Source organism: Agromyces sp. NPDC127015 (assembly GCF_042725165.1).
Taxonomy (GTDB): domain Bacteria; phylum Actinomycetota; class Actinomycetes; order Actinomycetales; family Microbacteriaceae; genus Agromyces; species Agromyces chromiiresistens.
This window is the reverse complement of record NZ_JBHXDI010000002.1, coordinates 115122-140162: the sequence shown is the minus strand read 5'-3', so window position 1 is coordinate 140162 and position 25041 is coordinate 115122. Positions and strand designations below refer to the sequence as shown.

The 25041-nt window shown below is 69.5% G+C and carries 29 protein-coding genes; 16 read left to right on the top strand and 13 right to left on the bottom strand.

Going from position 1 to position 25041, the window contains the following annotated elements:
- Positions 1-70 precede the first annotated feature (70 nt).
- Positions 71-862: an alpha/beta hydrolase gene (locus ACFWGP_RS07040; RefSeq protein WP_376930501.1), complete on the top strand. Its 792-nt coding sequence runs from the start codon at positions 71-73 to the stop codon at positions 860-862.
- Positions 863-940: 78 nt separating this feature from the next.
- Positions 941-1705, top strand: a complete 765-nt coding sequence (locus tag ACFWGP_RS07035) for a TetR/AcrR family transcriptional regulator (protein WP_376930500.1) — start codon at positions 941-943, stop codon at positions 1703-1705.
- 33 nt (positions 1706-1738) lie between these two features.
- Here ACFWGP_RS07035 and ACFWGP_RS07030 read toward each other — a convergent pair whose 3' ends face one another.
- The 3 genes from ACFWGP_RS07030 to ACFWGP_RS07020 all read right to left on the bottom strand — a co-directional run bounded on the left by ACFWGP_RS07030 (position 1739) and on the right by ACFWGP_RS07020 (position 3431).
- A complete protein-coding gene (locus ACFWGP_RS07030) occupies positions 1739-1921 on the bottom strand; it encodes an HPP family protein (RefSeq protein WP_231429970.1) in 183 nt (60 codons plus the stop codon).
- Positions 1922-2008: 87 nt separating this feature from the next.
- Entirely contained in the window at positions 2009-2347 is a 339-nt protein-coding gene (locus tag ACFWGP_RS07025; RefSeq protein ID WP_376930499.1) for an SHOCT domain-containing protein, read from the bottom strand.
- Between the two features lie 73 nt (positions 2348-2420).
- The gene (locus ACFWGP_RS07020; protein WP_376930498.1) at positions 2421-3431 is read right to left on the bottom strand and encodes a malate dehydrogenase; all 1011 of its coding nucleotides are present in this window, start codon (positions 3429-3431) and stop codon (positions 2421-2423) included.
- A gap of 116 nt (positions 3432-3547) precedes the next feature.
- Between ACFWGP_RS07020 and pip the strand changes: the two genes are divergently transcribed.
- The 3 genes from pip to ACFWGP_RS07005 all read left to right on the top strand — a co-directional run bounded on the left by pip (position 3548) and on the right by ACFWGP_RS07005 (position 5784).
- Positions 3548-4570 (top strand): prolyl aminopeptidase, encoded by a 1023-nt coding sequence (pip, locus tag ACFWGP_RS07015; RefSeq protein ID WP_376930497.1) that lies wholly within the window; start codon positions 3548-3550, stop codon positions 4568-4570.
- Between the two features lie 9 nt (positions 4571-4579).
- Positions 4580-5467, top strand: coding sequence for a neutral zinc metallopeptidase (locus tag ACFWGP_RS07010; protein ID WP_376930496.1), 888 nt, complete (start codon positions 4580-4582; stop codon positions 5465-5467).
- A 92-nt stretch (positions 5468-5559) separates the two neighbouring features.
- On the top strand, positions 5560-5784 hold the full coding sequence (locus ACFWGP_RS07005) for a hypothetical protein (protein WP_275505388.1): 225 nt from the start codon (positions 5560-5562) through the stop codon (positions 5782-5784).
- Positions 5785-5973: 189 nt separating this feature from the next.
- On the opposite strand, the gene ACFWGP_RS07000 is transcribed toward ACFWGP_RS07005, so the two are convergent.
- Positions 5974-6966 carry an EamA family transporter gene (locus ACFWGP_RS07000; RefSeq protein WP_376930495.1) on the bottom strand — a complete coding sequence of 331 codons (993 nt, stop codon included), beginning with the start codon at positions 6964-6966 and terminating at the stop codon, positions 5974-5976.
- Between the two features lie 170 nt (positions 6967-7136).
- On the opposite strand from ACFWGP_RS07000, the gene ACFWGP_RS06995 reads away from it, so the two are divergent.
- From ACFWGP_RS06995 to ACFWGP_RS06985, 3 genes are all read left to right on the top strand, one after another.
- Entirely contained in the window at positions 7137-8180 is a 1044-nt protein-coding gene (locus ACFWGP_RS06995; protein ID WP_231429977.1) for a zinc-dependent alcohol dehydrogenase family protein, read from the top strand.
- A 54-nt stretch (positions 8181-8234) separates the two neighbouring features.
- Positions 8235-8939, top strand: a complete 705-nt coding sequence (locus ACFWGP_RS06990) for a DUF2510 domain-containing protein (RefSeq protein ID WP_376930494.1) — start codon at positions 8235-8237, stop codon at positions 8937-8939.
- A 77-nt stretch (positions 8940-9016) separates the two neighbouring features.
- Positions 9017-9217, top strand: a complete 201-nt coding sequence (locus tag ACFWGP_RS06985; RefSeq protein ID WP_231429979.1) for a hypothetical protein — start codon at positions 9017-9019, stop codon at positions 9215-9217.
- Positions 9218-9278: 61 nt separating this feature from the next.
- Here ACFWGP_RS06985 and ACFWGP_RS06980 read toward each other — a convergent pair whose 3' ends face one another.
- Positions 9279-10724: an MFS transporter gene (locus ACFWGP_RS06980; protein ID WP_376930493.1), complete on the bottom strand. Its 1446-nt coding sequence runs from the start codon at positions 10722-10724 to the stop codon at positions 9279-9281.
- Positions 10725-10837: 113 nt separating this feature from the next.
- Between ACFWGP_RS06980 and ACFWGP_RS06975 the strand changes: the two genes are divergently transcribed.
- The 5 genes from ACFWGP_RS06975 to cls all read left to right on the top strand — a co-directional run bounded on the left by ACFWGP_RS06975 (position 10838) and on the right by cls (position 15897).
- Positions 10838-11854 carry a PHP domain-containing protein gene (locus tag ACFWGP_RS06975; RefSeq protein WP_376930492.1) on the top strand — a complete coding sequence of 339 codons (1017 nt, stop codon included), beginning with the start codon at positions 10838-10840 and terminating at the stop codon, positions 11852-11854.
- The gene (locus tag ACFWGP_RS06970) at positions 11854-12660 is read left to right on the top strand and encodes a hypothetical protein (protein WP_376930491.1); all 807 of its coding nucleotides are present in this window, start codon (positions 11854-11856) and stop codon (positions 12658-12660) included. Before ACFWGP_RS06975 ends, ACFWGP_RS06970 begins: the two co-directional genes overlap by 1 nt.
- A complete protein-coding gene (locus ACFWGP_RS06965) occupies positions 12660-13538 on the top strand; it encodes a hypothetical protein (protein WP_231429983.1) in 879 nt (292 codons plus the stop codon). The genes ACFWGP_RS06970 and ACFWGP_RS06965 overlap by 1 nt, the downstream gene beginning before the upstream one ends.
- A 20-nt stretch (positions 13539-13558) precedes the next feature.
- A complete protein-coding gene (locus ACFWGP_RS06960) occupies positions 13559-14320 on the top strand; it encodes a phosphotransferase (protein WP_376930490.1) in 762 nt (253 codons plus the stop codon).
- A 104-nt stretch (positions 14321-14424) separates the two neighbouring features.
- The gene (gene cls / locus ACFWGP_RS06955) at positions 14425-15897 is read left to right on the top strand and encodes a cardiolipin synthase (RefSeq protein ID WP_376930489.1); all 1473 of its coding nucleotides are present in this window, start codon (positions 14425-14427) and stop codon (positions 15895-15897) included.
- 42 nt (positions 15898-15939) lie between these two features.
- Here cls and ACFWGP_RS06950 read toward each other — a convergent pair whose 3' ends face one another.
- On the bottom strand, positions 15940-16185 hold the full coding sequence (locus tag ACFWGP_RS06950; protein ID WP_231429985.1) for a hypothetical protein: 246 nt from the start codon (positions 16183-16185) through the stop codon (positions 15940-15942).
- A 76-nt stretch (positions 16186-16261) separates the two neighbouring features.
- On the opposite strand from ACFWGP_RS06950, the gene ACFWGP_RS06945 reads away from it, so the two are divergent.
- The 3 genes from ACFWGP_RS06945 (at position 16262) to ACFWGP_RS06935 (ending at position 18741) form a co-directional block, all read left to right on the top strand.
- Positions 16262-16636, top strand: a complete 375-nt coding sequence (locus ACFWGP_RS06945) for a nuclear transport factor 2 family protein (RefSeq protein ID WP_231429986.1) — start codon at positions 16262-16264, stop codon at positions 16634-16636.
- Positions 16637-16949: 313 nt separating this feature from the next.
- A complete protein-coding gene (locus ACFWGP_RS06940) occupies positions 16950-18224 on the top strand; it encodes a serpin family protein (RefSeq protein WP_376930488.1) in 1275 nt (424 codons plus the stop codon).
- 196 nt (positions 18225-18420) lie between these two features.
- On the top strand, positions 18421-18741 hold the full coding sequence (locus tag ACFWGP_RS06935) for a hypothetical protein (protein WP_275505398.1): 321 nt from the start codon (positions 18421-18423) through the stop codon (positions 18739-18741).
- 313 nt (positions 18742-19054) lie between these two features.
- Here the strand turns inward: ACFWGP_RS06935 and ACFWGP_RS06930 are convergent, their stop codons facing one another.
- From ACFWGP_RS06930 to ACFWGP_RS06900, 7 genes are all read right to left on the bottom strand, one after another.
- Positions 19055-19489 carry a DUF4279 domain-containing protein gene (locus ACFWGP_RS06930; RefSeq protein ID WP_376930487.1) on the bottom strand — a complete coding sequence of 145 codons (435 nt, stop codon included), beginning with the start codon at positions 19487-19489 and terminating at the stop codon, positions 19055-19057.
- Between the two features lie 104 nt (positions 19490-19593).
- Positions 19594-20088 (bottom strand): RNA polymerase sigma factor, encoded by a 495-nt coding sequence (locus tag ACFWGP_RS06925; protein ID WP_376930486.1) that lies wholly within the window; start codon positions 20086-20088, stop codon positions 19594-19596.
- Positions 20085-20747, bottom strand: a complete 663-nt coding sequence (locus ACFWGP_RS06920) for a hypothetical protein (RefSeq protein ID WP_376930485.1) — start codon at positions 20745-20747, stop codon at positions 20085-20087. Before ACFWGP_RS06920 ends, ACFWGP_RS06925 begins: the two co-directional genes overlap by 4 nt.
- Positions 20748-20841: 94 nt before the next feature.
- Positions 20842-21816, bottom strand: a complete 975-nt coding sequence (locus ACFWGP_RS06915) for an epimerase (RefSeq protein ID WP_376930484.1) — start codon at positions 21814-21816, stop codon at positions 20842-20844.
- A gap of 229 nt (positions 21817-22045) precedes the next feature.
- Positions 22046-22501 (bottom strand): hypothetical protein, encoded by a 456-nt coding sequence (locus tag ACFWGP_RS06910; RefSeq protein ID WP_376930483.1) that lies wholly within the window; start codon positions 22499-22501, stop codon positions 22046-22048.
- Complete coding sequence (locus ACFWGP_RS06905) at positions 22464-23054, bottom strand: RNA polymerase sigma factor (RefSeq protein WP_376930482.1); 591 nt, start codon at positions 23052-23054, stop codon at positions 22464-22466. Before ACFWGP_RS06905 ends, ACFWGP_RS06910 begins: the two co-directional genes overlap by 38 nt.
- Before the next feature lie 140 nt (positions 23055-23194).
- Entirely contained in the window at positions 23195-24928 is a 1734-nt protein-coding gene (locus ACFWGP_RS06900; protein WP_376930481.1) for an ATP-dependent endonuclease, read from the bottom strand.
- Positions 24929-25041 lie beyond the last annotated feature (113 nt).

Below are 25041 nucleotides of genomic sequence, written 5' to 3'. Positions count from 1 at the left end.
CATCCCCATCGTGGATGCCTCGGCTCTCGCCCGTTCGCGACCCGCGGTGCGGGCGCGGCAGACTGTGGGCATGGCCCGACTCGTCCGCATCCTCGCCGCCGTGGTGGCGGTGCTCGCGCTGCTCGTCGTCGTCTTCCTCGTGTACGCGCACACGGTGATGCAGGGCGAGCGTCCTGCGGCGCTCGCCGCCTGGCGGGACGAGTCCGTCGAGATCACGAGCCACGACGCCGGCATCGTGATCGAGCCCGTCGAGGGGGCGACCGGTGCGGGACTCGTCTTCATCCCGGGGGCGAAGGTCGACCCGTACGCGTACCTCTACAAGCTGTCGGGCGTCGCCGAGGCGTCCGGGCTCACCGTCGTCATCACGAAGCCGACGCTCAACCTCGCGTTCTTCGACCAGCGGCCGCTGTCGACCTTCACGTCGCTCGCGCCGGAGGTCGACGACTGGTACGTCGGCGGGCACTCGCTCGGCGGGGTGCGGGCCTGCCAGCTCGCCGATGGGGCGGCGGAAGCCTCCGAACCCATCGGAGGGCCGAGCGGTCCCGAGCCCGGCGAGGGGGTCCGGGGCGAACCCCGACCGGTCGGCCTCATGCTGTTCGGCTCGTACTGCGCGAACGACCTCAGCGAGTCGGGCCTCGAGGTCCTGAGCATCTCGGGTGCGAACGACGGCCTGTCGACGCCCTCGAAGATCGCCGCCGCGGCCCCGCTGCTGCCCGCCGGCGCTCGGTTCGACGAGCTCGAGGGCGTGAACCACGCCGACTTCGGCGACTACGGTGCGCAGCCGGGCGACGGGGAGTCGACGCGCGACGACGCCGACGTTCGCGACGGGATCGGTGCGATCGTGGCCGGATTCGTCGGGTGAGCAGGCGCGCGGCGCGCCGTCCCGACGCGCATCGCACGCGAACACCGTGAGGTGTACGCAGAATGTAGGCTAACCGGCATGGCCGCTGATTCCACGGGGCTCGGCGAGCCCGACCTCACGCTGAGACTGCTGTGGCGCGAGCGGCTCGGCCGCCCGGTCGGCACCCGCGGCCCGAAGCAGCGGTCGAGCGTCGACGAGGTCGTCGGGGCGGCCGTGCAGCTCGCCGACGACGAGGGGCTCGAGGCGCTGTCGATGCGCCGCATCGCCGACCGGCTCGGCATGAAGCCGATGTCGGTCTACACCTACGTGCCCGGTCGTGCCGAGCTCATCGACCTCATGGTCGACCACGTCGCCGGCGAGGTGCCGCTGCCCGCGGCATCCGGTTCGCTGCGCGACCGGCTCGCGCTCATCGCGCGCCTGCAGTGGAACGAGTACCTGTGCCACCCGTGGCTGCTCTCGGTCGACACCAGCCGGCCGCCGCTCGGCCCGCACATCTCGGACCACTGGGAGTGGTGCCTGCGCGCGATCGACGGGTTCGGCTTCGACGACGTCGACCTCGACCGGGTGCTCACGATGCTGCTCGGCTTCGTGGCCGGGCCGGCGCGGGCACACCTCGACGCCGAGCGGTTGCGCCAGTCGTCGGCCGAGTCCGACGACGCCTGGTGGGCGCGCAACGCGCCCCTGCTCGACCGCATCATGGAGCCCGAGCGCTACCCGGTCTCGGGTCGGGTGGGCCAGGCGGCCGGCGCCGTCGACGTCGGCCCGACCGACGCCTTCGACTTCGCACTCGCCCGTCTCATCGACGGCATCGAGGCCTACCTCGCGTCCACCACCGCGGGTTGACGAGCGGCGACGCGGATCGGAACCCGGCTGAGCTCAGCTGTCGGCCGGCGGCTTCATGATGAGTCCGGCCACGGCGCCGACGACGAGGCCGGCGGGCAGCCACAGCCAGAACGTCGTCCACAGGCTCACGACGACGCCGATGATGAGCCCCACGACGAGCCCCACGATGAGCTGTTTGCGACGGGCGGCGGGCGACGGGCTGGGGGATTCGGCCATGGTCCAAGCCTAGGCGGCGGAGGGTCGGCGGCCGGAACAGGGCACCCGCCGCTCGGCCGCGATCGCGGCGCCGCCGCGCGCAGGCGCTCAGCGACCCGCGAGGATGTCGGCTCGCGCCGCCGCGCGCTCGGCGTCGGAGATCAGGCCGCGCGCGGCGAGGCCGTCGAGCTCGGCGAGGCGCTGCTCGATCGACTGCTTCGGCGCGAGCAACTCGCTATCGAGCGTGCGCGTCGCGAGCTCGGCCTGGATGGTGAGCGGATCGTGCCCGGCCTCGCGGACCTTCATGTAGCTGCGCACGACCGTGATGATCGTGATGAGGAACACGGCGGCGCCGACGAGGGCGACGAGCACGAACATCACCTGGAAGCCGGCGGGCGCCCCGGCGAACGGGTCGATTTCGACCGGGGGATTGAACGGGTCGTCCACGGGTGCTCCAGACGTCGGTGTGTCGAGTCGGCCCAGCATAGAGCCGACGGCGACGTCACTGGAAGGGGTCCGATCAGATGAGTCCGAGCGCGCGTACGGCCTCGCGCTCGTCCACGAGCTCGGCGACGGATGCCTCGACGCGATGCCGCGCGAACGCGTCGAGCCCGAGCCCCGGCACGATGCGCCAGGCACCGTCGACCGACTCGACCGGGAACGACGAGATGAGCCCCTCGGGCACGCCGTACGAGCCGTCGGAGACGACGGCCGCACTGGTCCAGCCGTTCGGGGTGCCGTGCACCCAGTCGCGCACGTGGTCGATCGTCGCGGCGGCGGCCGAGGCCACCGAAGACGAGCCGCGCACCTCGATGATCTCGGCGCCGCGCTTGGCGACCCGGGGGATGAACTCGTCGACGAGCCACTCGCGGTAGCCGTCGGTGCCGAACCGCGCCGTGAGCAGCGCGGGCACCGAGTCGCCCGCCGCGGTCGCGTGCGCGAGGTCGGGGAACTGCGTCGCCGAGTGGTTGCCCCAGATGGTCACGCCGCGCAGGTCGGCGACCGGGGTGTCGACGGTCACCGCGAGCTGGCCCAGGGCCCGGTTGTGGTCGAGTCTCGTGAGCGCGGTGAAGCGCTCGGCCGGGACATCCGGGGCGTTCGACGCGGCGATGAGCGCGTTCGTGTTGGCCGGGTTGCCGACCACGACGACCCGGATGTCGTCGGCGGCGCCCGCGTTGATCGCGGCGCCCTGCGGGCCGAAGATGCCGCCGTTCGCGGCGAGCAGGTCGCCGCGCTCCATGCCGGCCGTGCGCGGACGCGCGCCGACGAGCAGTGCGACGTTCGCCCCCGAGAACGCCGCCTTCGGGTCGTCGTAGACCTCGACGTGCGAGAGCAGCGGGAACGCCGAGTCCTGCAGCTCGAGCGCTGCGCCCTCGGCGGCGCGAACCCCCTGGGGGATCTCGAGCAGGTTGAGCCGCACCGGGGTGTCGGGGCCGAGCATCGCCCCGGACGCGATGCGGAACAGGAGTGCGTACCCGATCTGGCCGCCCGCGCCCGTGAGCGTGACGGTGATCGGCTTCGTCGAAGCCATACCGAGAGCCTAACCACGCGCCGGGTCGTCTGCTGCGCCGGCGGGCGGTTGTCAACCCCGACCCCGCTGCGGCGCGGCACCGGGGCGCGGCATCCTGCGCTCGCTACCGTTGCCGCATGCGAGAGATGTATCCGGAGATCGAGCCGCTGGAGACCGGCATGCTCGACGTGGGGGACGGGCAGCACATCTACTGGGAGGTGTCGGGCAACCGCAACGGCAAGCCCGTGGTGTTCCTGCACGGCGGCCCCGGCGGCGGCACCTCGCCCTCGCACCGCCGACTGTTCGATCCCGAGCGCTACCGCATCGTGTTGTTCGACCAGCGCGGCTGCGGGCTGTCGATTCCGCACGCCTCCGAGCCCGACGCCGACCTCTCGGCGAACACGACCTGGCATCTCGTCGCGGACATGGAGCGGCTGCGCGCCCACCTCGGCATCGACCGGTGGCAGGTCTTCGGCGGCTCGTGGGGGAGCGCGCTCGCACTCGCCTACGCGCAGACCCACCCCGAGCGGGTCACCGAACTCGTGCTGCGCGGCATCTTCACGCTGCGCCGTTCGGAGCTCGACTGGTTCTACGAGGGCGGCGCCTCCGCGCTGTTCCCCGACCTGTGGGAGGAGTTCCTCGCGCCGGTGCCCGTCGACGAGCGAGCCCACATGATCGAGGCCTACGGCCGGCTGCTCGCCGACTCGCGGCCCGAGGTCTACGAGCCCGCCGCGATCGCATGGTCGCGCTGGGAGTCGTCGACGATCACCCTCCTGCCGCAGGCCGAGACGATCGCCCGCTTCACCGCACCCGAGTACGCCGCCGCGTTCGCCCGCATCGAGAACCACTACTTCCGACACGGCGGCTGGTGGGAGGAGGGGCAGCTCATCCGCGACGCGGAGCGGCTCCGAGACATCCCCGCCGTCATCGTGCAGGGGCGCTACGACGTGTGCACCCCCGTGATGACCGCCTGGGACCTGCACCGGGCCTGGCCCGAAGCCGAGTTCACAATCGTGGATGACGCGGGGCACGCGTTCGACGAGCCGGGGATCCTCGACGCGCTCATCACGGCGACCGACCGCTTCGCGGAGCAGCCGTTCGGCGACGCGCCGGCCGACGAAGGCGACGCGGATGCCTCGGCCGAGCCCGACTCGGAGTAGCGTCGGGTCATGACGTTCGATCCGAACGCGGACATCTCGCGGGGGCGGGCCTCGAAGCGAGGGCGCAACACCGGCATCGCGGTCGGTGGCGGGCTCGGCGTGCTCGCGCTCGTCGTGATCTCCCAGTTGCTCGGCGTCAACGTGACCGGGCTGCTCGGCGGCGGCCTCGACACCGGCGGCGGGGCGTCGTCGGAGGACACCTCGCTCGAGCAGTGCCTCACCGGGGAGGACGCGAACGAGAACGTCGAGTGCCGCATGAAGGGCGCCGCGGCCTCGCTCGAGGAGTACTGGGAGCGCGAGGCGCAGGAACTGCGGTTCGACTACGTCGCGCCGCAGGACCTCGTCATGTTCGACACCGCCACGTCGACGGGATGCGGCAGCGCATCGGCGGCGACCGGTCCCTTCTACTGCCCGCCCGACCAGACGATCTACCTCGACGTGACCTTCTACGACGAGCTGCGCCAGCGGTTCGGCTCGAGCGGTGGACCCCTCGCCGAGATGTACGTCGTCGCGCACGAGTGGGGGCACCACGTGCAGAACGTGCTCGGCATCCTCGAGCAGGCGCAGGACGGCCAGACCGGCCCCGCCTCGAACGCGGTGCGCGTCGAGCTGCAGGCCGACTGCTTCGCCGGGGCGTGGGCGGCGAGCGCCGCGACGGTGCCCGACGTGAACGGCGTGCCGTTCCTCCGGCCGATCTCGGAAGCGCAGTACCGCGATGCGCTGAGCGCGGCGGCGGCGGTCGGCGACGACCGGATCCAGCAGGCGGCGCAGGGCCAGGTGAACCCGCACACGTTCACGCACGGCACGAGCGAGCAGCGGGTCGACTGGTTCCGCACCGGGTTCGAGCAGGGCGCCGGCGCGTGCGACACGTTCTCGGTCTCGGCCGGGCAACTCTGAGTCGTCTCCGCGTGCGTCATGATCCGGGGCCGGCCGCGTCTCTTCCATGACGGGTGCCGACGGAGCACTCCGACGGCGAGGGGGCGGAGCACATGCGACGACGCAGGGTTCAGGTGCCGCACCGCGAGTTCTTCCGCGCGGTGACGATCGACGAGACGGTGGCACTCGCGTGCACCTGTCCGCGCGGAGTCGACCACTGGTACGCGGAGCCGCAGACGATCACCGGCTCGACCGATGCGGCCGACACCGCCGAGGCGCCGGCGGTCGGCGAAGGCGCGGCGGAGACGGTCGACGAGGCGCCGGCCGAACGGCGGTGAGTCGCGGACGGGTGACCGCTCGCGTTCGATGTTGGAGCGGGTGATCCACCGCGGTCGGCTCGCCAGAGCCGCCACGATCGCCTGACCCAGCCGAACGGGCTTCGTGAACTGCGGCCAATGCCCCGTCGGCAGGTCGATGTCGTCGACCCGTTCGATCTTCGCGAGGAGGATGACGTCGATCTCGCGACGCTATCCGGCGCCGCCGGCACCGGCCGGTGATGCGGCGCGCGAGCGGCTGCCCGGGCGACCCGCGCCGCCCGCGGCGAGCACGACGATGCCCGCGGCGAGCACGACGAGGCCGACCGCCGCCCCGGGCGTCAGCTGCTCGCCCAGCAGCACGACGCCGAGCACGCCCGCCGTGAGCGGCTCGGCGAGCGTGAGCGTCGACACCGTCGCGGGGGCGAGGCCGGTGAGCCCGTAGCCGAAGAGCACGTAGGCGAGCGTCGTCGTGACGAGCCCCAGCCACGCCGCCGTGGCGAGCCCGGCGGGAGTCGCGAGCCACGAGGCATCCGAGGCGATGAGCAGCGGCACCGCGACGACCGCAGCCGTGCCGAACAGGGCGCCCATGCTGCCGGTCGCGGTCCACCCGCGGTCGAGCAGGGCCTTCGCCGCGAGCGTGTAGACGGCGTACGAGGCCCCGGCCCCGACCGACGCCAGGAGGCCGAGCGGCCCCGCCGAGCCGCCGGCCCCGCCGCCGGCGCCCGCCCCGCCGGCCGTGCTCGCGGCGAGGATGGCGACGCCCGTGGTCGCGATCACCGTCGCGACGGCCCAGCGATGGCCGGGGTAGCGACGGCGCAGCAGCCAGTCGAGCGCGCCGGTCAGCACCGGTGCCGAGCCGAGCGCGACGACCGTGCCGACGGCGACGCCGTTCGCGGCGGTGCCGGCGAAGAACGCGGGCTGGTAGGCGAGCACGCCGACCGCGCCGACCAGCACGAGCAGCCACGTCGGCAGCGGAGGCCTCGTGCCCGACGCCCCGGCCGAGCCGGTCGGCGGCGCGGCGGGAGTCCCGTCCGCCCCGCGCCGCCGCCGGGTCCAGAGGGCGAGCAGCCCGAGCACGCCACCGCCGATGACGAGCCGGGCCGCGCCGAGCGAACCCGCGCTCGCGTCGGGCCCGAGCGCCTGCGCCGTGCCCGTCGTGCCGAAGCAGACGGCCGCGAGGAGGACGGCGAACACGAAGCGCATCGAGAAATTGTTACACAATTCTTCGGTAGCGGCATCCGTGATGGCCGGCGACCCCGTCGCGGGCCGGTAGGCTCACGGATGTCGCGAGAGCGGCGCGGGAGGGGGGCCGCCGGTCGTGCGGCATCCCCGCGACCCGACCCGACGGGCCAGCAGAACCGAGAGGACCCCCCGTGCGCGCCGTGCTCTTCGACGAATTCGGAGCCCCGCCCCGCCTCACCGAGGTGCCCGAACCCGTCTGCCCGCCCCGCGGCGCCGTCGTCCGCGTGCGCGCGACCGGGGTCTGCCGCAGCGACTGGCACGCCTGGATGGGCCATGACGACACCGTGACCCTGCCGCACGTGCCGGGGCACGAGTTCGCCGGCGAGATCGCGGCACTCGGCTCCGAGGTCCCCGACGACAGCGGCTGGCGGGTCGGCGATCGCGTCACCGCGCCGTTCATCTGCGCGTGCGGGCGCTGCGACGAGTGCCGCTCGGGCAACGAGCAGGTGTGCGACCACCAGTCGCAGCCGGGCTTCACGCACTGGGGGTCGTTCGCCGAGCTGGTCGCCATCGACGAGGCCGAGCTCAACCTCATCCGGCTGCCCGAGTCGCTCGGCTTCGTCGAGGCCGCGTCACTCGGCTGCCGCTTCGCGACGGCCTACCGCGCGATCGTCTCGCGCAGCCGCCTCGCGCCCGGCGAGCAGATCGCGGTGCACGGTTGCGGCGGGGTCGGCCTCTCGGCGATCATGATCGCCGTCGCGGCCGGGGTCAAGGTCTACGGCGTGGATGTCTCGGACGCGGCCCTCTCGGCGGCGGAGTCGCTCGGTGCCGTGCCGATCCAGGGCGGTGAGGGCGCCGCCGCGCGCATCGTCGAGGCCTCCGGCGGCGGCGTTGACGTCTCGGTCGACGCGTTCGGTTCGAGCGAGACCTCGTTCGCCTCCGTGCAGAGCCTCAAGAAGCGCGGACGTCACGTGCAGATCGGCCTCATGGTCGGCGACTCCGCACTCGCGGCGATGCCGATGGACGCGGTCATCGCGGGCGAGCTCGAGCTGCTCGGCAGCCACGGCATGGCGGCTCACGAGTATCCGTCGATGCTCGGTGCGGTCGCCTCGGGCGACTTCAGGCCGATCGAGCTCGTCGGGCGGCGCATCTCGCTCGACGAGGTGCCGGCGGCGCTCGCTGCGATGGGCACCGCGGGCGCGTCGGGCTCCGGCATGACCGTCGTCGAGTTGTAGCGGCACCGGCGGCGGTGCACGTCCTACGATGGGCCTCGACCCGATGGAGGAACGATGAGCGATCCGCGACTGCCACCGCCCGGCTGGTACCCCGAACCGAGCGGCGCCGAGGGGCAACGCTGGTGGGACGGGACGCGCTGGACGGAGTACGCGACCCCGCTCGCGGCGCCGCCCGCCCCGCAGGTCGTGGCGCCGGTCCAGCAACCGCAGTACGGCGCCTACGCGGCGCCCTACGGCACCGGGCCTGCGCCCTACGGCACCGCACCCTCGACCGTCTCGAGTGACACGCCGACCGACACGGTCTGGGTGTGGGTCATCGTCGTCCTGCCCGTGCTGGGCGTGCTGCCGCTCTTCTTCTGGGACTGGCGGACGTACATCGAGCAGTCGATGTCGATCACCTCGCCGTTGTCGCCGATGGAGCAGGCGCTCGGCCCGTACACCGACCCCTGGTACGTCGTGCTGAGCGTCGCCGGGTACGTCCTCTACGGACTCTCCGTGTGGTTCGCCTACCTCGACCGCGCAGCACTCAAGCGGCGGGGCTTCGCGAGGCAGTTCCACTGGGCGTGGGCGTTCCTGATGTCGATCGTCTACGTGATCGGTCGCTCGGTCGTCGTCAAGCGCCAGGCCGGCCGGGGCAGCGGCCCGATGTGGGTCGGCATCGCGGTGTACGCCGTCAGCATCGTGGCCGTGTTCGTCTGGATTGGCGTCATGATGGCGGAAGCCTTCAGGATCGCATTCGAATCGGTGCCGGTGTACTGAATCACGTTTCGCGCCGGGGCTGTTCTGCGCCGCCCGGTACGGCTAGCCTGACGTTCAACGGACGAAGGGGTCGGTTCATGGATCTCGGCATCATCGCGATCATCGGCGTCGTGGTCGTCATCGTCGCCGCGGCGATCTGGCTCGCGGTCCGCGAGCGGCGCACCCGCTCCCTGCCGGGCGACCCGCACTTGGCGCACCATGGTGACCGATCGCGGGCCGACGCGATGGCCGGTGCGTACGTCGCCGATGCGGTGCGCGACGGCGGCGGTGCGATCTGACCGACTGACGCGACCTCGCGGCGCTCGCACCGACTCGTCGGGGCGAGCGCCGCGCGGCGTCTCAGGCGTCGACGGCGACCGACTCGGGCTCGGTGGGCGCATCCGACCCTGCGGCGGCCGAACGGGTGCCGCGCAGCAGCACGGCGGTCGCCACGAGTCCGACGACGGCCACGATGCCCGCCCCGAGGAACGCCGCCGAGAAGCCGCTCGTCAGCGCCGAGACATCCGTGCCGCCGGCCGTGACCGCCGCGCCGACCGCGGTGAGCACCGCGAGCCCGACGGCCGAGCCGATCTGGTAGCTCGTGTTCACGAGACCCGAGGCGACGCCGGTCTCCTCGGGAGCGGCCGCCCCGATCGCGGTGCCGAGCGACGGCACGAACGCGAGGGCCATGCCGAGCGCAGCCACGAGCGACGCGGGCAGCACGTCGGTGACGTAGTCGCCGTCGGGCCGGGCGAACGCGAGCCAGCCGAGGCCGACCGCGAGCAGCGCGAATCCGGCGACGATGAGCGGCTTCGCGCCGAACCTCGCCTGCAGTCGCGGCGCCAGCCCGACCATGCCGATCACGATGAGCGCGGTCATCGGCAGCAGGGCGGCGCCCGAGGCGAACGCGCCGGCGCCGAGCACCTGCTGGAGGTAGAGGTTCAGGAAGAACCACATCGGCACCCACGCGCCGCCGAGCAGCAGCTGGGCGAGGTTCGCGGCGCCGAGGCGCGGTGCGCGGAAGATGCCGAGTCGCAGCAGCGGCTCACGGCGGCGCGCCTGGATCACGAAGAAGGCGACGAGCAGTGCCGCACCCGCGACGAGGGCGACGATCGTCTCGACCGACGTCCAGCCGACCTCGGGGGCGCGCACGACGCCGTAGACGACGGCGGCGAGACCGGCGGTCGCGGTGACGGCGCCCGCGATGTCGACCGACCCGCGTCCGCGCGGCACGGCCGGCAGGGCGAGCGGTGTCAGCACGATGACGAGCACGGCGATCGGCACGGTCACGTAGAACACCCACGGCCAACTCGCGTACTCGGTGAGCACGCCGCCGAGGAAGACGCCCGCGGTGCCGCCGATGGGTGCGGCGGCGCCGTAGACGGCGAACGCGCGGGGGAGCTCGGGCGTACCGCCGAAGAGCACCATGAGGAGGGTGAGCGCGGCGGGCGCGATGAGCGCGGCGCCGGCGCCCTGCACGGCGCGCCCGGCGATCTCGAGGCCGACGTTCGAGGCGGCTCCCGCGAGCACCGAGCCGACGGCGAGCGTGATCCATCCGGCGATGAACACCCGGCGGGCGCCGAGCAGGTCGGAGAGCCGGCCGCCGAGCAGCAGCAGGCCGCCGAACGCGATGACGTAGGCGTTGAAGACCCACGACAGCGACTCGGGCGTGAAGCCGAGCTCGGCCTGGATGTCGGGCAGGGCGACGCCGATGATCGACGTGTCCATGATGACGACGAACTGGGCCGCGGCGATGAGCGCGAGGCCGAGCCACCTGCGTGGTGCGGCAGCGGTGGAGGTGGACATGAGGTGCTGCTCCTTGTCTGGGTGTGATCTGAATACCCGTAGGGGGTATAGATATACCGAGGAATCCGGACCGAGTCAAGCGCGATCGGGCCGACTCGCGACACAATCGATGTATGGACCCCGTCGCGGCGCTCGAGGAGATCGCGTTCCTGCTCGAGCGCGACCGCGCCTCGGCGTACAAATCGAAGGCGTTCCGCAAGGCCGCCGACGCGATCCGCGACCTCGAGCCCGGGGAGCTCGCCGACCGCGCGGCCGACGGACGGCTGCGGCGGACGGCGGGGGTCGGCGACTCGACCTTCGCGGTCATCGCGCAGGCGCTCGCCGGCGAGGTGCCGGAGCGACTCGCCGACCTGCGCGCGAAAGCCGGCCTGTCACCCGCCGGCGCCGCCGCCACGGGCCTTCGAGCCGAGCTGCGCGGCGACCTGCACGCGCACACCGAATGGTCCGACGGCACCACGAGCCTCGCCGTGATGGCGAAGGCCGCCGAGGCGCAGGGCCTCGAGTACCTCGCGATCACCGATCACTCGCCGAGCCTCCGGGTCGCGAACGGCCTGAGCGCCGAGCGGCTCTCCGAACAGCAGGAGCTCATCGAGGTGGTGCAGGCCGGCATTCCGAACCTGCGCCTGCTCGCGGGCATCGAGGTCGACATCCTGCTCGACGGCGCGCTCGACCAGACCCCCGAGATGCTCGACCGACTCGACGTCGTGGTCGGCAGCGTGCACTCGAAGCTGCGCATGGAACGTGCCGAGATGACGGCGCGGATGCTTCGCGCCATCGCCGACCCGCACCTGAACGTGCTCGGCCACTGCACCGGACGCCTCGTCGAGGGCTCGCGAGGCACCCGGCCGCAGTCGGAGTTCGACGCCGAGGCCGTGTTCGCGGCGTGCGCCGAGCACGACGTGGCCGTCGAGATTAACTCCGGCCCCGAACGGCAGGATCCCCCCGACGACTTGATCGCGATCGCCCTCGACGCGGGCTGCCTGTTCTCGATCGACAGCGACGCGCACGCGCCCGGCCACCTGTCGTTCCTCGAGCTCGGCGCCGCGCGCGCCGAGTCGAACGGCGTCCCGGCCGAGCGCATCATCACGACGTGGCCCGCCGAACGGCTGCTCGAGTGGGCGGGCCGCTGATGGCGCGGATCCGGCCCGAACACGCTGCCGCGGCGGCCGCGCTCGTGCTCGTCCTGCTGTCCGGCTGCGCGAGCGGCGCCGTCGCGCCGTCTTCCTCGCCGTCTTCCTCGCCGTCGCCGAGCGGTGAGGGCGGGCGCGATCCCGAGACGATCCTGACGTGCCAGGGCGTCGAGGTGACGGCCGGCGCCCTCGACGAACGGACGCCCGCCTCGTCACTGCCGTCCGAGCTCGCGGCGCTCCTCGAGGACTCGCCCGTCGTTCCGATCGACGACCTCGACGACTGGTTCGTCGCGGTGTCGAGCGACGACCACGTCGTGCTCATGCGCGAACTCGAACCGCCCGTCGACCTCGGCGGGGGAGATGTGCGCGACTTCGACCTGTTCTCGGCATCGGCGTCGCCCGGCGCGATGCCGATCGACGACGTCTGGGGTGTGGACGTGTCGACGAGCTGCACGCCGCGCATCGACCTCGGCGGACGCGGCGAGGCGATGCTCGCGCTCGACCCCGATGCCCTGCCCGACCCGGGCGATCGTGAGATCGCCCTGCTCGCGACCGAGCGGTCGTGCAACTCGGGCCGACCGGCGACGGGGCGCATCGAGGTGATCGACGTCGTCGAGACCGACACCGCCGTCGAACTCGTGGTCGGCGTCGTGCCGAACGGCGATGGCGCGTACACCTGCCAGAGCAACCCCCCGACACCGTTCACAGTCGCCCTCGAGCGCGAGCTCGGCGATCGAGTGCTCCTCGACGCGTCGGTGGTGCCTGCGCACGAGATCGTCGCGCCGGCGGCAGGGGCGGACGGCTGATGCGCTTCGAGCGGGCGGCGTCGCCGAGCGAGACGCGCGGCGAACTGCTGCGTCTCCTGCGCGGGCAGGCGGCCCGCCGACGGCCGGGCGACCTCCTGCGGCAGTACCGCGACGACGGGTTCGTGGCGCCGGGCCCGATCGACCAGCGCCTCGTCACCGCCCTCGACCGGCTGGCCCTCGACTCGGCTCCGTTCGCCGAGGCGCTGCTGCTCTCGCCCGTTGCGCCGCTCGGCACCAACTCGGTCGTCGCGCCGTCCTCGCAGGACCGCACGGTCTCGACGATCCGCACCACCGAGGTCGTCTCCGATCCGACGAACGTGCTCGCGCTCGAGTGCGCGACGCGCCTCGGGGGTTCCCACGCGCCCGTCCACCTCGCGACCGTGCACCAGACGATGCGGGCGCAGTCGCTCACCGGTGGCACGCCGTCGCATTCGCGGCACTTCCGCCTGTTCGCGCTCGCCGCCGCCGGACGGGCGCTGCCCGACGACGGCTTCGAGGTCGACGCGGTCGGCCGGCAGCTCGGGGTGTTCGACCGCTTCTTCGACGCCTGCGCCGCCGAGCTCGGACTCGCCTTTCCAGGCCGGCGTGCCGTCATCAGGACGGCACCCGATGCGTCGGCGCTCGGTGAGCGGATACGCGACCACCTCGCGGCGCGGATGCCGCACGTCGAGACGACCGGCGAGTCGCTCGAGTCGAACTACTACGACGGGCTCAGGGTCGGCTTCGGCGCGCACGATCCGGCCGGCGACTTCGTCGAGATCGCGGACCTCGGACGGTTCGACTGGGTGGCGCGGTTACGCGACGACCGCCGACTGCGCTTCGTCGCGAGCGGCCTCGGCATCCAGCTCGTCCCGCTGCTGTTCGCCCCCGCCCGCTGAACGGCTGGCATCATTGGCGGGTGGATGACGAGCAGGGTGCGGCGGAGATCCCGCTGACCGGCGGCAACATGGACCCCGTCGTGCGCGTCGGCGACACGGTGCGACGAGTCGCGGGCGACTGGACTCCCGCCGTGCACGCCCTGCTCGCCGCCGCGCGCGCCGCCGGCATCGAGGAGGTGCCCGTGCCCCTCGGCATCGACGAGGCCGGCCGCGAGATGCTGAGCTACCTCGAGGGCGTCATGCTCGTCGACACTCCCGCCGAGGTGCAGTGGTCGACGGCCGTGCTCGAGCAGGCCGGCCGGTTGCTGCGGCGCGTGCACGAGGCATCCCTGCCGCTCGCGAACGACCGCGGGCGCACCTGGCGGATGCCGGCGCACGAGCCGGTCGAGGTCGTCTGCCACAACGACGTTGCCCCGTACAACCTCGTGGTCACGGGCGGCCGCGTCGTGGGGCTCATCGACTTCGACCTCGCCTCGCCCGGACCGCGGCTGCGCGACCTCGCCTACCTCGCGTACCGCATCGCCCCGTTCGCCGAGGACGCCGAGGGCTACGCACCCGCGGTCACCTCCGACGGCGAGGAGCCCGTCGACCGGGTGCGGCGGCTCGTGCGCGCCTACGGCGGCGAGTACACCGTCGACGAGGTGCTGCGGGCCGCGGCCGATCGCCTCGACGAGCTCGCGCGGTTCACCGACGATCGAGCCGAGGCGACGGGACGCGACGACTTCGTCGCGCACGCCGGCATGTACCGGCGGGATGCCGCGCGCCTGCGCGCGATGAGCTGACCCCCGACCGCTATCGTTGACTCACCCGCGGCGACGAGGCACGCCGCCGGGCCCGAGGAGGAGCCGATGAACCGCTGCAGCCGCGACCACGACGGACAGCTCTCGTGAACATCGATCCGGCCGTCCTGACGACGGTACTGCTCGTCATCGCCGACTGGACCATCCGCATCGTCGCGCTGTTCATCGTGCCGAAGGACCGCAAGCCCACGGCCGCGATGGCGTGGCTGCTCGCCATCTTCCTGATCCCGTTCATCGGCGTGCTGATGTACCTGCTCATCGGCAACGCGAGGCTGCCGAAGAAGCGGCGCGAGCGCCAGAAGGAGATCGACGGGCTGATCGCGGCGAACGTGCACGCGCACGACTACACCGTCGACCGGTCGGCCTGGCCCGCGTGGTTCACCTCGATCGTGCGCCAGAACCGAATCCTCGGCGCCCTGCCCGCCTCCGGCGGCAACCGGGCCGAGCTCATCGGCGACTACCAGCAGTCGATCGACCGCATGGCCGCCGAGATCGACACCGCCGAACGGTTCGTGAACGTCGAGTTCTTCATCGTCGCGTGGGACGACACGACGCGCGGGTTCTTCGCCGCGATGGAGCGCGCAGTGCAGCGCGGCGTGAAGGTGCGCCTGCTGATGGACTACATCGCGTCGGCCAAGGTGCCGATCCACAAGGAGTCGATCGCCGAGCTCGACCGCATCGGCGTCGAGTGGCACTACCTGCTGCCCGTGAAGCCGTTCAAGGGCCAGTTCCAGCGTCCTGACCTGCGCAACCACCGCAAGCTCGTCGTCGTCGACGGGCAGGTCGCGTACACCGGTTCGCAGAACCTCATCTCGCGCGACTACGACTCGCCGAAGAACCAGAAGCGCGGACTCAAGTGGCAGGAGCTCGTGACCCGGGTCACCGGTCCGACCGTCGCGGCGATCAACACCGTCTTCCTCTCCGACTGGTACGCCGAGACCGGCGAGAACCTGCACGAGACCGCCCACGTGCCGGTCGCCGAGGTCGACGTCGACCCGTCGCCCGACGCGCTCGTCTGCCAGATCGTGCCGAGCGGCCCCTCGTTCGACGAGGAGAACAACCTGCGCATGTTCCTCGGCCTCGTGAACGCCGCGCAGGAGAAGGTCATCATCACAAGCCCGTACTTCGTGCCCGACGAGGCGATGATGTACGCGATCACGTCGGCGAAGTTCCGCGGCCTCGACGTGCAGCTGTTCGTCTCCGAGATCGGCGACCAGGGCATGGTGTGGCACGCGCAGCGCTCGTACTACGAGCCGCTGCTGCGGGCCGGAGTGCGCATCTTCCTGTACCCGGGGCCGTTCATCCTGCACTCGAAGCACATGTCGATCGACGACGACATCGCCTTCATCGGGTCGAGCAACATGGACATCCGCTCGTTCCTGCTCAACTTCGAGATCTCGATGCTCGTGCGGGGCGAGTCGTTCGTGCGCGACATGCGCGAGGTCGAGGAGGGCTACCGCGCCATCAGCCGCGAGCTCACGCTCGACGACTGGCTGCGCGAGCCCGCGAAGGCGAAGTTCCTCGACGGGGTGGCGCGGCTCACGTCGGCGCTCGAGTAGGCGCCGAGGCATCCGCATCGCCGAAGGCGGCGTGCCCAGGCCTCAGGCCGGCGCGCCGCCCTCGACGGCGCTCAGCACAGCGTCGACGTCGCTCTCGGAGGCGCCGAGCCCTGCGTCCGCGAGGCGGTCGCGGACCATTCCGCGCGCGTCGTCGACGTGACCGAGCAGCAGGTCGCCGCGCACCTGCTCGATCACGCCCTCGAGCTGCTCCGCACGCGTCGCATCGTCGTGGCCCGCCTCGACGGGCTCGGTCTGCAGGTCGTCGTTTCGCTCGTCATACGTATCCATCGGGCGATGGTCGCAGTTCGACGACGGGGCGCCAACCCCCTTCACAACGCGCCATGAATGTGCTCGGATCGCCCGCATGACCGATCTCACCCTCGACGAACTGCTCGCCCTCGAACACGAGGGATGGACGTCGCTGTGCTCGGGCACCGGCGGTGGCTTCTACGGCGACCTGATGACGGATGACGCGGTGATGGTGCTCGTGAACGGCATGGTGCTCGACCGCGAGGCCATCGCGAGCTCGCTCGACGACGCACCGCCCTGGTCGCGGTACGAACTGAGCGATGCACGCGTGATCGACGTCGGCGACGACGCGAGGGCGCTCGTCTACCGCGCCGTCTCGTCGCGCGATGACGGCGGCGAGCCGTTCGAGGCGCTCATGTCGAGCGTCTACCGTCGCATCGACGGCCGACCGCGGCTCGCGCTGTATCAGCAGACGACGATCACGCACTGAAGCCGTCCGTTCGACGGTTGGACTCGGCGGCCGGTCGGGCGCGACCCGAGTTCGCCGTGTCGGTCGCGGCCGTGGACGTCGAGCTCAGTGCATGTTGTCATCGCCCGTGACGTGGATGGCGTAGCCCGACCAGTCCGCCTCCTCCCACCGGTAGGAGGCCCGCTGCCCGTCGTCGTCGAGGCCGAAGCCCCGTTCGGCCATGCGGGCGGACGTCAGGTCACTGCCATCCGCCGATGTCGGCGCCTGGGGGTGGTTTCAGTTGCTGTGGACTGGAGCGCTGCAAGTATCACCGACTTTCAGACACAGTGTGTGTATGACCCGAGATGCCCCGGCCGCGGCAGAGTCTGGATACAGGCGCGTGTGGCGGGCCGGGCTGGTTGTGGCTGTCACCCTCGTCCTCGTCGGCTGTGGCCGAGTCGGTGGCCAGCCGGGCGGCGGCGCGGGAGACACCGTGGACGCCGATCTCGCGGGCAGCTTGTCGGCCGAGCGTGCTGCCGCGGCGGCCGACGGCGTGAACGCGTTCGGCTTCGATCTGCACGCCGCAATCGCAGAGGACGGTGACAACATTGTCACCTCGCCAGTGTCATCTTCAGTGATGCTGGCGATGGTGGCCGCCGGTGCCGGCGGGGACAACGCCGAGGAGATGGTCGAAGTGCTGGGCCTGGACGGCCCGCGGGACACGCGGTATGCGGCTCTGCTCGCCGGTCTGGTCGGTACCGATGACGTTACGTTGGCGGTTGCGAGCTCGCTGTGGTCGGCCGAAGGCTATCCGTTCGAGGACGACTATGTCTCATTCGTGCAGGAAACGTACGGGGCGACGCTCGATGAGGTTGACCTCGGCTCGCAGGGTGCCGCCGATGCCATTGACGACTGGGTCGACGAACGCACCGAGGGGCTGATCGATGAGGTCGCCGCGGATCTCGGCCTGCCCGACCCGCAGGCGGTGCTGGTGTTGCTCAACACGGTGTACTTCCGCGGCACCTGGACCACCGCATTCGACGAGGCGGATACCAGGGAGGCGCCATTCGCCCTGGCGGGCGGCGACGAGGTGGTCGTGCGCACCATGCATCGCAGCGCCGCCGAGGTAGAGGCCTCATTTGGTGATGGCTTCCAGATGCTCCGGCTTCCCTACGGTGACGACGAGCGCTTCGGCATGGAGGTGCTGCTGCCCGACGAGGACGTTGCCCTCGACGAGTTGCTCGACGATCTCGACGCCGAGGTCTGGGCGGATGCAGTCGACGGCCTTCAAACGGTCACCTTCTCCGAGATCGCGCTACCGTGCTTTGAGCTCGAGTGGGACGCGAATCTCAACGAGGTTCTGCGATCGCTCGGGATGGTGTCTGCGTTCGAGGGCGGGGACTTCTCCCCGATGTCGCCGGCCGACCCGTTCCTCGACACCGTCGTGCAGAAGACCTACATCCGGGTCGACGAGGCGGGCACCGAGGCCGCGGCGGTCACGGGCGGGGTCATGGCGGAGTCCGCAGGACCGCCGCCATTCCGGGTCGATCGGCCCTTTGCGTTCACCATCAGCGACCGCGAGACCGGCGCCGTGCTCTTCCTCGGAAGCGTTCATGATCCCCGCGGCTGAAACGCCGACGCCGCCGCTTTCGGAGGGGAAGCGCGAGAGTGTCTCCCGCCCGCAAAGCGATCCACCTACGGACACCGACAACTTTCGAAACGATCGACTCAGGAGGATCCCATCGTCCCAAGCGTCGTCGGGTCGCCGCGACCCATTCGCACGTTCCGAAATCGTTTGTCCGGATCACGACCCATAGGAGCAGCTCATGAAGACCGGCCTCGCAGCGCTCATCATCGGGGCAGCGGTCCTCGCCGTTCTTGGGCTCGTCCTCGTGCTGCTTCCGGGCCCGACTGCTTCGTTCGGATGGTACGCCTATCAACCCATGGGTGACTTCGGTTTCATCGGCGGGGTACCGTTCGTACCCGCCTCCTGGCTCTGGGGCCTGGGAATCCTCGCCATCGCAGCGGTCATCGGCGCTTTCGTGACTGGATGGGTTCTTGGGAACGGAAGAGGTCGCCGGGAGTCCGAACCGCGTTCGAATGTGCGAGCCCGCACGACGACCTGGTCGCCGCAGCGGACGCGCTGAACGTGCGGGTTGCGTCCGATATGTGACCAAATTGATCCGTCGAGGAATTCGATCTAGTCTCTAGACGTGCAAAAACCCCCGGTAAACCGGGGGTTTTGGTTGTGGCTCCGACTGGCATCGATCCGGTGACCTTTCGATTTTCAGTGAGCCTGGGCGGTTTTCGCTCAATTCTTGTGGTTGCGATATCGCGCTGATCAGGGATTCTTCAAAACGGTCACAGTTGGTTTCAGTTGCTTTTCGCGCATTTAATGGCACATTAATGGCACAGATTCGGCTGGTGGCGGGCCGTGGAGGCCGAGGGCAGGGAGTCGGATCAGGGAACTGACGCGTCTGGGTGAGCGTCCTCATGGTCGTCGAGATAGACCGTGCCGTACACATCGACACCGAACTCGCCGATCGCCGCCGCAAGATCGGCGGGCATCACGAATCCGCCCTGAACCGAGTCCGAATACGCTGACCATTGGACGTGGGCCGTGCAGTCCGGCGGAAGGTTCGATACCTTCCCGAGCGCTGGCTGGATCAGCCTGAGGAGCGTTCGAATGGCATGAGTGCCGGTCTGATCGTTGCTCGTGTTGTGAACCTCGCCAGTGTCGACGCTCCACGTGTGGTGACCGGCGACGCGGCCAGACCTGCGAGGTGCGCCCGCATTCGTGACAGCGGTCGGATCGAGCTCGAGGAGCTCCGATATGACGGCGGGATCCGTCTCCGACGACGAGACGATGAATGACGCTCGCCCGGACTGAATCATGAACCGAGTGTAGAGCCAGCGGACGTGGCCGACCGGGGCCTCGCCCCCTACCAAGTCACCGCGCTCATCCGCGAACCAGTTCATAGAAGGCGTTGCGTCCTCGATCAGCTAACGGTGACGCCGAGCGCGGCGCGGAGCTGATCTTTCGCGCGCGCGTACCGCGTGCGAGCCGTGGAGTCGGGGATGCCGAGGAGTTCCGCCGCCTGCACGAGCGTCATTCGCTCCCAGTGGACGAGACGTACGAGTTCGCCGAGATCCGCATCGAGTCGTGCGATCGCGTCTCGGACATCTGCCCCATTGTCGGCCGCTGGGCTCGCCGCGTCATGAACCATGTACTGCCGGATACGGTCGGCGAGTGCCCATCTTCGTCGTTCGCCGCGCTGATAGTTGAGGAGCGTATTGCGAGCGATGACGAACAGCCACATCCGTGCCCGGTCGCCGTCGTCCGGCAACTTGTCGACTCGCCGCCAAGCGACCACCATGGTCTCGCCGAGGAGGTCGGGGGCGTCGTCAGGGCCGACACGACGCCGGAAGTACGCGAGGAGGTCGGGCGAAGCCGCTGCGAGCGCACGAGTCAGCCGGGCGTCGGCTCGGTTCACGAGCCTGCTCCGGGCAGATACGGCTGTCCGTCGGAGTCGAGGCACTGGATTTGCCCACTGCGCTCACTGCCCTCGAACCGGGGGTCACCCGGCTGAATTCCATTGCGTCCGAGCTGGTCCCACTCGGCTGCACCGATTGCGAGGTCCCACGCCTGCCACTCGCGTGCCCAGGCTCGATGCTCGACCTCCTCCGGCGGGAGGGTGTCGCGCGTCTCGCCGGGATACAATTCCGGGAACGCCTGCTCGACCTGCTCGCGGTGCGACGGGACGGAGGGGCTGACTTCAGCGATGACGTCTGTCGATCGGTACCAGTCCTTCAAGACCTGGTTGACCTGGCTGACGAAGCCCGGGTCTGCGCCACCGGTGTAGTCGGAGAAGCGGAGTTCGCACTCGAACCCGTTCGCCATCGTGAACGGCACCGCGCCCAGAGGGTCCTGCGCCCACGGTGCCCACGAGTACAGATCGGTGGCCGCGGCAACTCCAGCCCCGCCGGCGATGAGGGCAACGATCGCTCCGCCGGTCAGCACCATCGGCATGCGGCGCGACCGTGGTTGTGCTCGTCGCGCGTCATTGATCATCGCGGAGAACTCGCTACTGGGTACGACTCGCGTCTCCGGTGCTGCGCGGTCCAGCAGGTCGTCCAGGATGTCGGGGGTCATCTCGCCTCCATCGTCGGGGTGGTCTCACCTCATACGTGTCCGGCAGCCTGCGTTTCGTCCTGCGACTACGGCGCGTGTTGCGAAGGCCCTTTCCTCAGCGGGCTGAGACGTTCTTGATCGCGGCGCTCAAGTCGGGGTACTCGAAGGTGTAGCCGGCCTCGACGAGCGCGGCGGGAAGCACCCACCGGCTCTTGAGAACGAGTTCCGGTTCGGTCCGGAGTGCCCACATCGCGGGCTCGAGCATCCATCTCCACGCGGGGAGGCCGATGGGCGCGCCGACGCTCTCGCGCAGGGTTCGCATAAGCGTTCGGTTGTCGCTCGGGTTGGGGCTCGCGAGGTTCACGGGTCCCGAGAGATCATCGTGATCGCGGATAAAACGGATGGCGCCGATGACATCGTCGAGGTGAATCCAGCTGAACTTCTGCCGGCCCCGGGTGCGATGCCATTCCGCCCGACCAGCACCGGTCGGCGATGGCCCGATGCCACGGTAGCGCCGGTGCGGGAACCACGGGCTGTCGATCTGCGGACCGCCGAGACCGAGGCGCGTGAGCGTCACCAGCGTTTTCGTCGCCGGCCCGTCACCCAACACGATGGCCATGCGAAGCGCGACACGGCGAGTGTGGGGCAGGTCACCGGCGAAGAGTTCCCGCTCCCAGTTGCGCGCGACGTCGACGGAGAATCCCTCCCCAAGCTCGCCGTCCGCTTCGGTGTTCGGGCGATCCGTGCTGTGCCGATAGATCGTCGCGGTGGAGGCATTCAGCCACAGCGCGGGTGGCGCCGCAGCACTCCGAACCGCAGCCCGGAGTGCGCTCGTGGTGTCCACCCTCGACCGGAGAATTTCGTCTCGGTTCACGTCGGTGTAGCGGCAGTTCACTGACTTGCCAGCCATGTTCACCAGCACCGACGACCCGTCGACAGCGTGCGCGATCGCAGCGGGATCGTTCCAAGTGACTTCGCCGCTTCGTCCGATCCGCCGCACGACGTGTCCGTCGTCGGCAAGAGCTCGCACGATCGCTGCACCGACGAACCCGCTTGCGCCCGCGACCACGGCAACCGGCGTTTGCGACATACGACTCCCATTCGTTCCGGCGCTCTCGCCAGCGTACTGAAGCGACTGGGCAAGACGGGGGCCAAGTCATCGCAACGGGCTTCTCATCGGCACGGACATGCTTCGCGTCTCCGCGACGCAGAGCTTCGTCCGGTGTGGAAGTTGACGGCTGCAGAGTTGATGGGAGCGGGCATGCTGCCTCCCTACCTTGGTGCGGCAGGCCGGCGGTTCCGATCCTGACGGGTGCTCGTCAGTCGATGGGCAGGAGCGTCTGGACCGTCACACCATACTCGTCGGCGACCTGGGCCCGGCACGCGTCGACGTCGTTGGTGAAGCGGAAATTCTCGTAGTCGGGAACGGTGAACCGGGCCCAGTCGGCGCCCTCGGGCGAAGGACCGGAGTCGGCCCACCCGCGCTCTGTCAGACAGTCGACGAACGCCGGCTGGTACTGAGCGACCAGGCCGATCTCGTAGTCGACCGGTGTGAAAGCGCTAACGATGGCGGCAGCGCCGGTCGTGGCGCCGGCGACGACGACGAACCCTCCGAGCGCCACCGCGGTCCGTGCGATCGTGCGTCGACGCAGAGATGACGGATGCCGGTTCCCTGCGATCCGGTCATCGAGCGCCTGACGCGAACGCGTCAGGGTGGCGAGCGTCGGCTCGGGTGCGTCAGTACTCAGTGACCGGAGCGTGCTGAACTCGTCCATTCGTCTGTTCCTCCTTCTCGCCGGTGGTCCGGCCCGTCGCTTCCCGGAGCTGTGCGCGTGCCCGGTTGATTCGTGAGCGGACAGTTCCGATCGGAATGCCCAGTGCGCGGCCGACGTCGGCATACCCGAGCCCCGCAGATACGTGGAGCAACAGCGCATCACGGTCTCGTGGCGCCAGATGCCTGACGGCCTCGGCCACTAACGCCAGTTCGGCGGCGAACACGGCGGCGTCGTCCCGGACCACCGCCAGAGATTCAGCTGCCACGGGATAGAGGTAGCCGGCCCAGTGGCGGGCCTCGTCTCGACGGTGTTGACGGATCGCCATGCTGGCGAACCCGAGCAGCCAGGGCAACGCCGATTCGTAGGCTTGATCGAAGCGTCTGCGGCGCTCGAACGCTGCGAGGAACGTGTTGGAAAGTACGTCCTCCGCCTTCTCTGGCCCGACCCGGCTTGCGGCGTATCGGAAGATCGCCCTGGAGTGCCGGGTGAACAACTCCCCGAACACTGCAGGTTGATCTCGCGACCGCTGGATCAATTCGCTGTCTGTGCTCACACCATGTATCCGTCGCTGGAGCCCGAAAAGTTCGCGACCATGTTCACGAATTCTCGATGGCGCGCACCGCTAAGGAATGCCCGCACGACTGAGCTCTTCATCGACGAAATCACCGCGTCGATTCAAGCCCAGCGGGCCGCTCAAATCAGCTGCTGTTCAATATCCCCTAGGGCGTTCGCGAGTTCGCTATCGACATTCTCGAGGCTTATCCGAGCTGCCAACTTGCGGGCCGTCACTGTGGGCTTCTGCAGGGCCTGCAGGTGAGTGTTCAACAAAGCGAGTGCGCGCTTCCCAGGTATGCAGGCTAGGCGAGAGTCCTCAGTTGCCCATCTGGCCTCAAACGTCTTCATCGCTGCGGCGATCGAGGTGGCATGATCGATGCCCTTACGTGCACCAGCGACTTCAGCGGCGATGAGCTGGCCGGATACTTCATTTCTGAAGCTTTCTGCGATCGACAACAGTAAGTCGTTGCACTCCGATCCGGGCAGTTGCGTGAGGCCCGCGATAAGTTCCGGAACCAAGAAGTAGTTCTCGATCTCCTTCCTTCGCCAGATGTGAGCGTGAACGTCTGAGCCAAGAAGTTGAGCTTCGATTGCCCTGACGTCTTCGTCCGTCCGGTAGTCGCGGTCGAGCAGCAGCGAAACCGAGACTCGACTTCCAAGGAACGACTTCTTTAGCCACGCGAACGCCTCCACCCCAGGCCATCGGGAGAAGCCTCCGATGGGGATGACGGTGAGGTTCTTTTCTGTTGCAAGGTTCATCAGCTTAAGCCGCCGGGCTACTGTCCGAATGAGTTGCATGTCATCCCCCTCCACGAAGAGGGCGACCTTGGAACGAAGGGCGCGTGCAACGGCCAAGTTGAAGCCGCTACCAAGTACATCGGTAAGGTCACCGAAGTCCTTGTCGCCACCGACGCGCCGCGCCGTCTTCCGGGCGCGTTCGACCCAGACAACGCTGCCTTGTTCGGCCTCGCTTGCCATTTCGGGTGCGTGGCTCGCCAAGATGGCCTGCTGCGGATTCTCCTCGAGGACACGGATGAGACGGCGCTGCAGGTCAGGGTGGAGAAACACGTCTGGCTCATCCAAGACGAGCACCTCCGCGGTTCGGTTCCTCCAAATGTGGAAAAGCAACTGCAACCAGATTTGAAGGCCATCGCCCGCCCAATAGATTTCCTTGTCGACCGCGCTCCCCACATCTTTGTAGTAGACGTCGATCCAGACATTTCCATCCCGGTAGTCATCGTCGACCCGTAAGGCGCTTAGCTCCGGAGAATTGTCCAGAAGGAATTTGAGCAGGTCGGCGAACTCGTCCCCGCTGGTGGACTTCACATTGCGCAAGTGATTTCGAAAGTGTCGGCTCGCGAGCTTGGTCTCGACCTTCTCTCTGATGTAGGCCGTCCCCAGCTTGCTTTCGTCGTATTCGAGTGGAGTGAGAGTGGGCACCGCCCCGATGGGAGTCAGAACTTCCCTTGCTCTTGCTGCCATGATGAAGTTTGGGCCATCCGGGTGCGTGACCCAGAAGAACGGTGGCTGATCATCCGTGGGCCACACAAGATGGAGAGTCGCGCCACTCGTGAAGGTCAGCTCGACCCGCGCCTCCTTATTGCGGAACTCGTGACGCACATTTTCTGCAACAAAACCACTTCCAGTGAGCGCGCTAATTGGAAAACCTCGGACTGTGCGTCCGCCGTCGTCAAAGGTGTCAGTGGGGTTACGACGTGAGGCTAGCTTTCCCGCAGCGGCGGCAAGCCTGATCGCCGCCACAATCGTGGACTTGCCGGCATTGTTGGGGCCAACGAGGAGCGAGTTTCGGCCGAATCGGACTGTGAACTGTTCGAACCCTTTGAAGTTCCTCAAAACCAACGACCTGAGCATGTTCGCACTGTATTGCCTCGCCGCCCGAGATCGGTTCTCCCGCGCGTGCCTGCATTTAGGTGCCGGACGCGCCGGGGACCAATCTGAATAGCAGCGCAGAATGACAAGCCAAA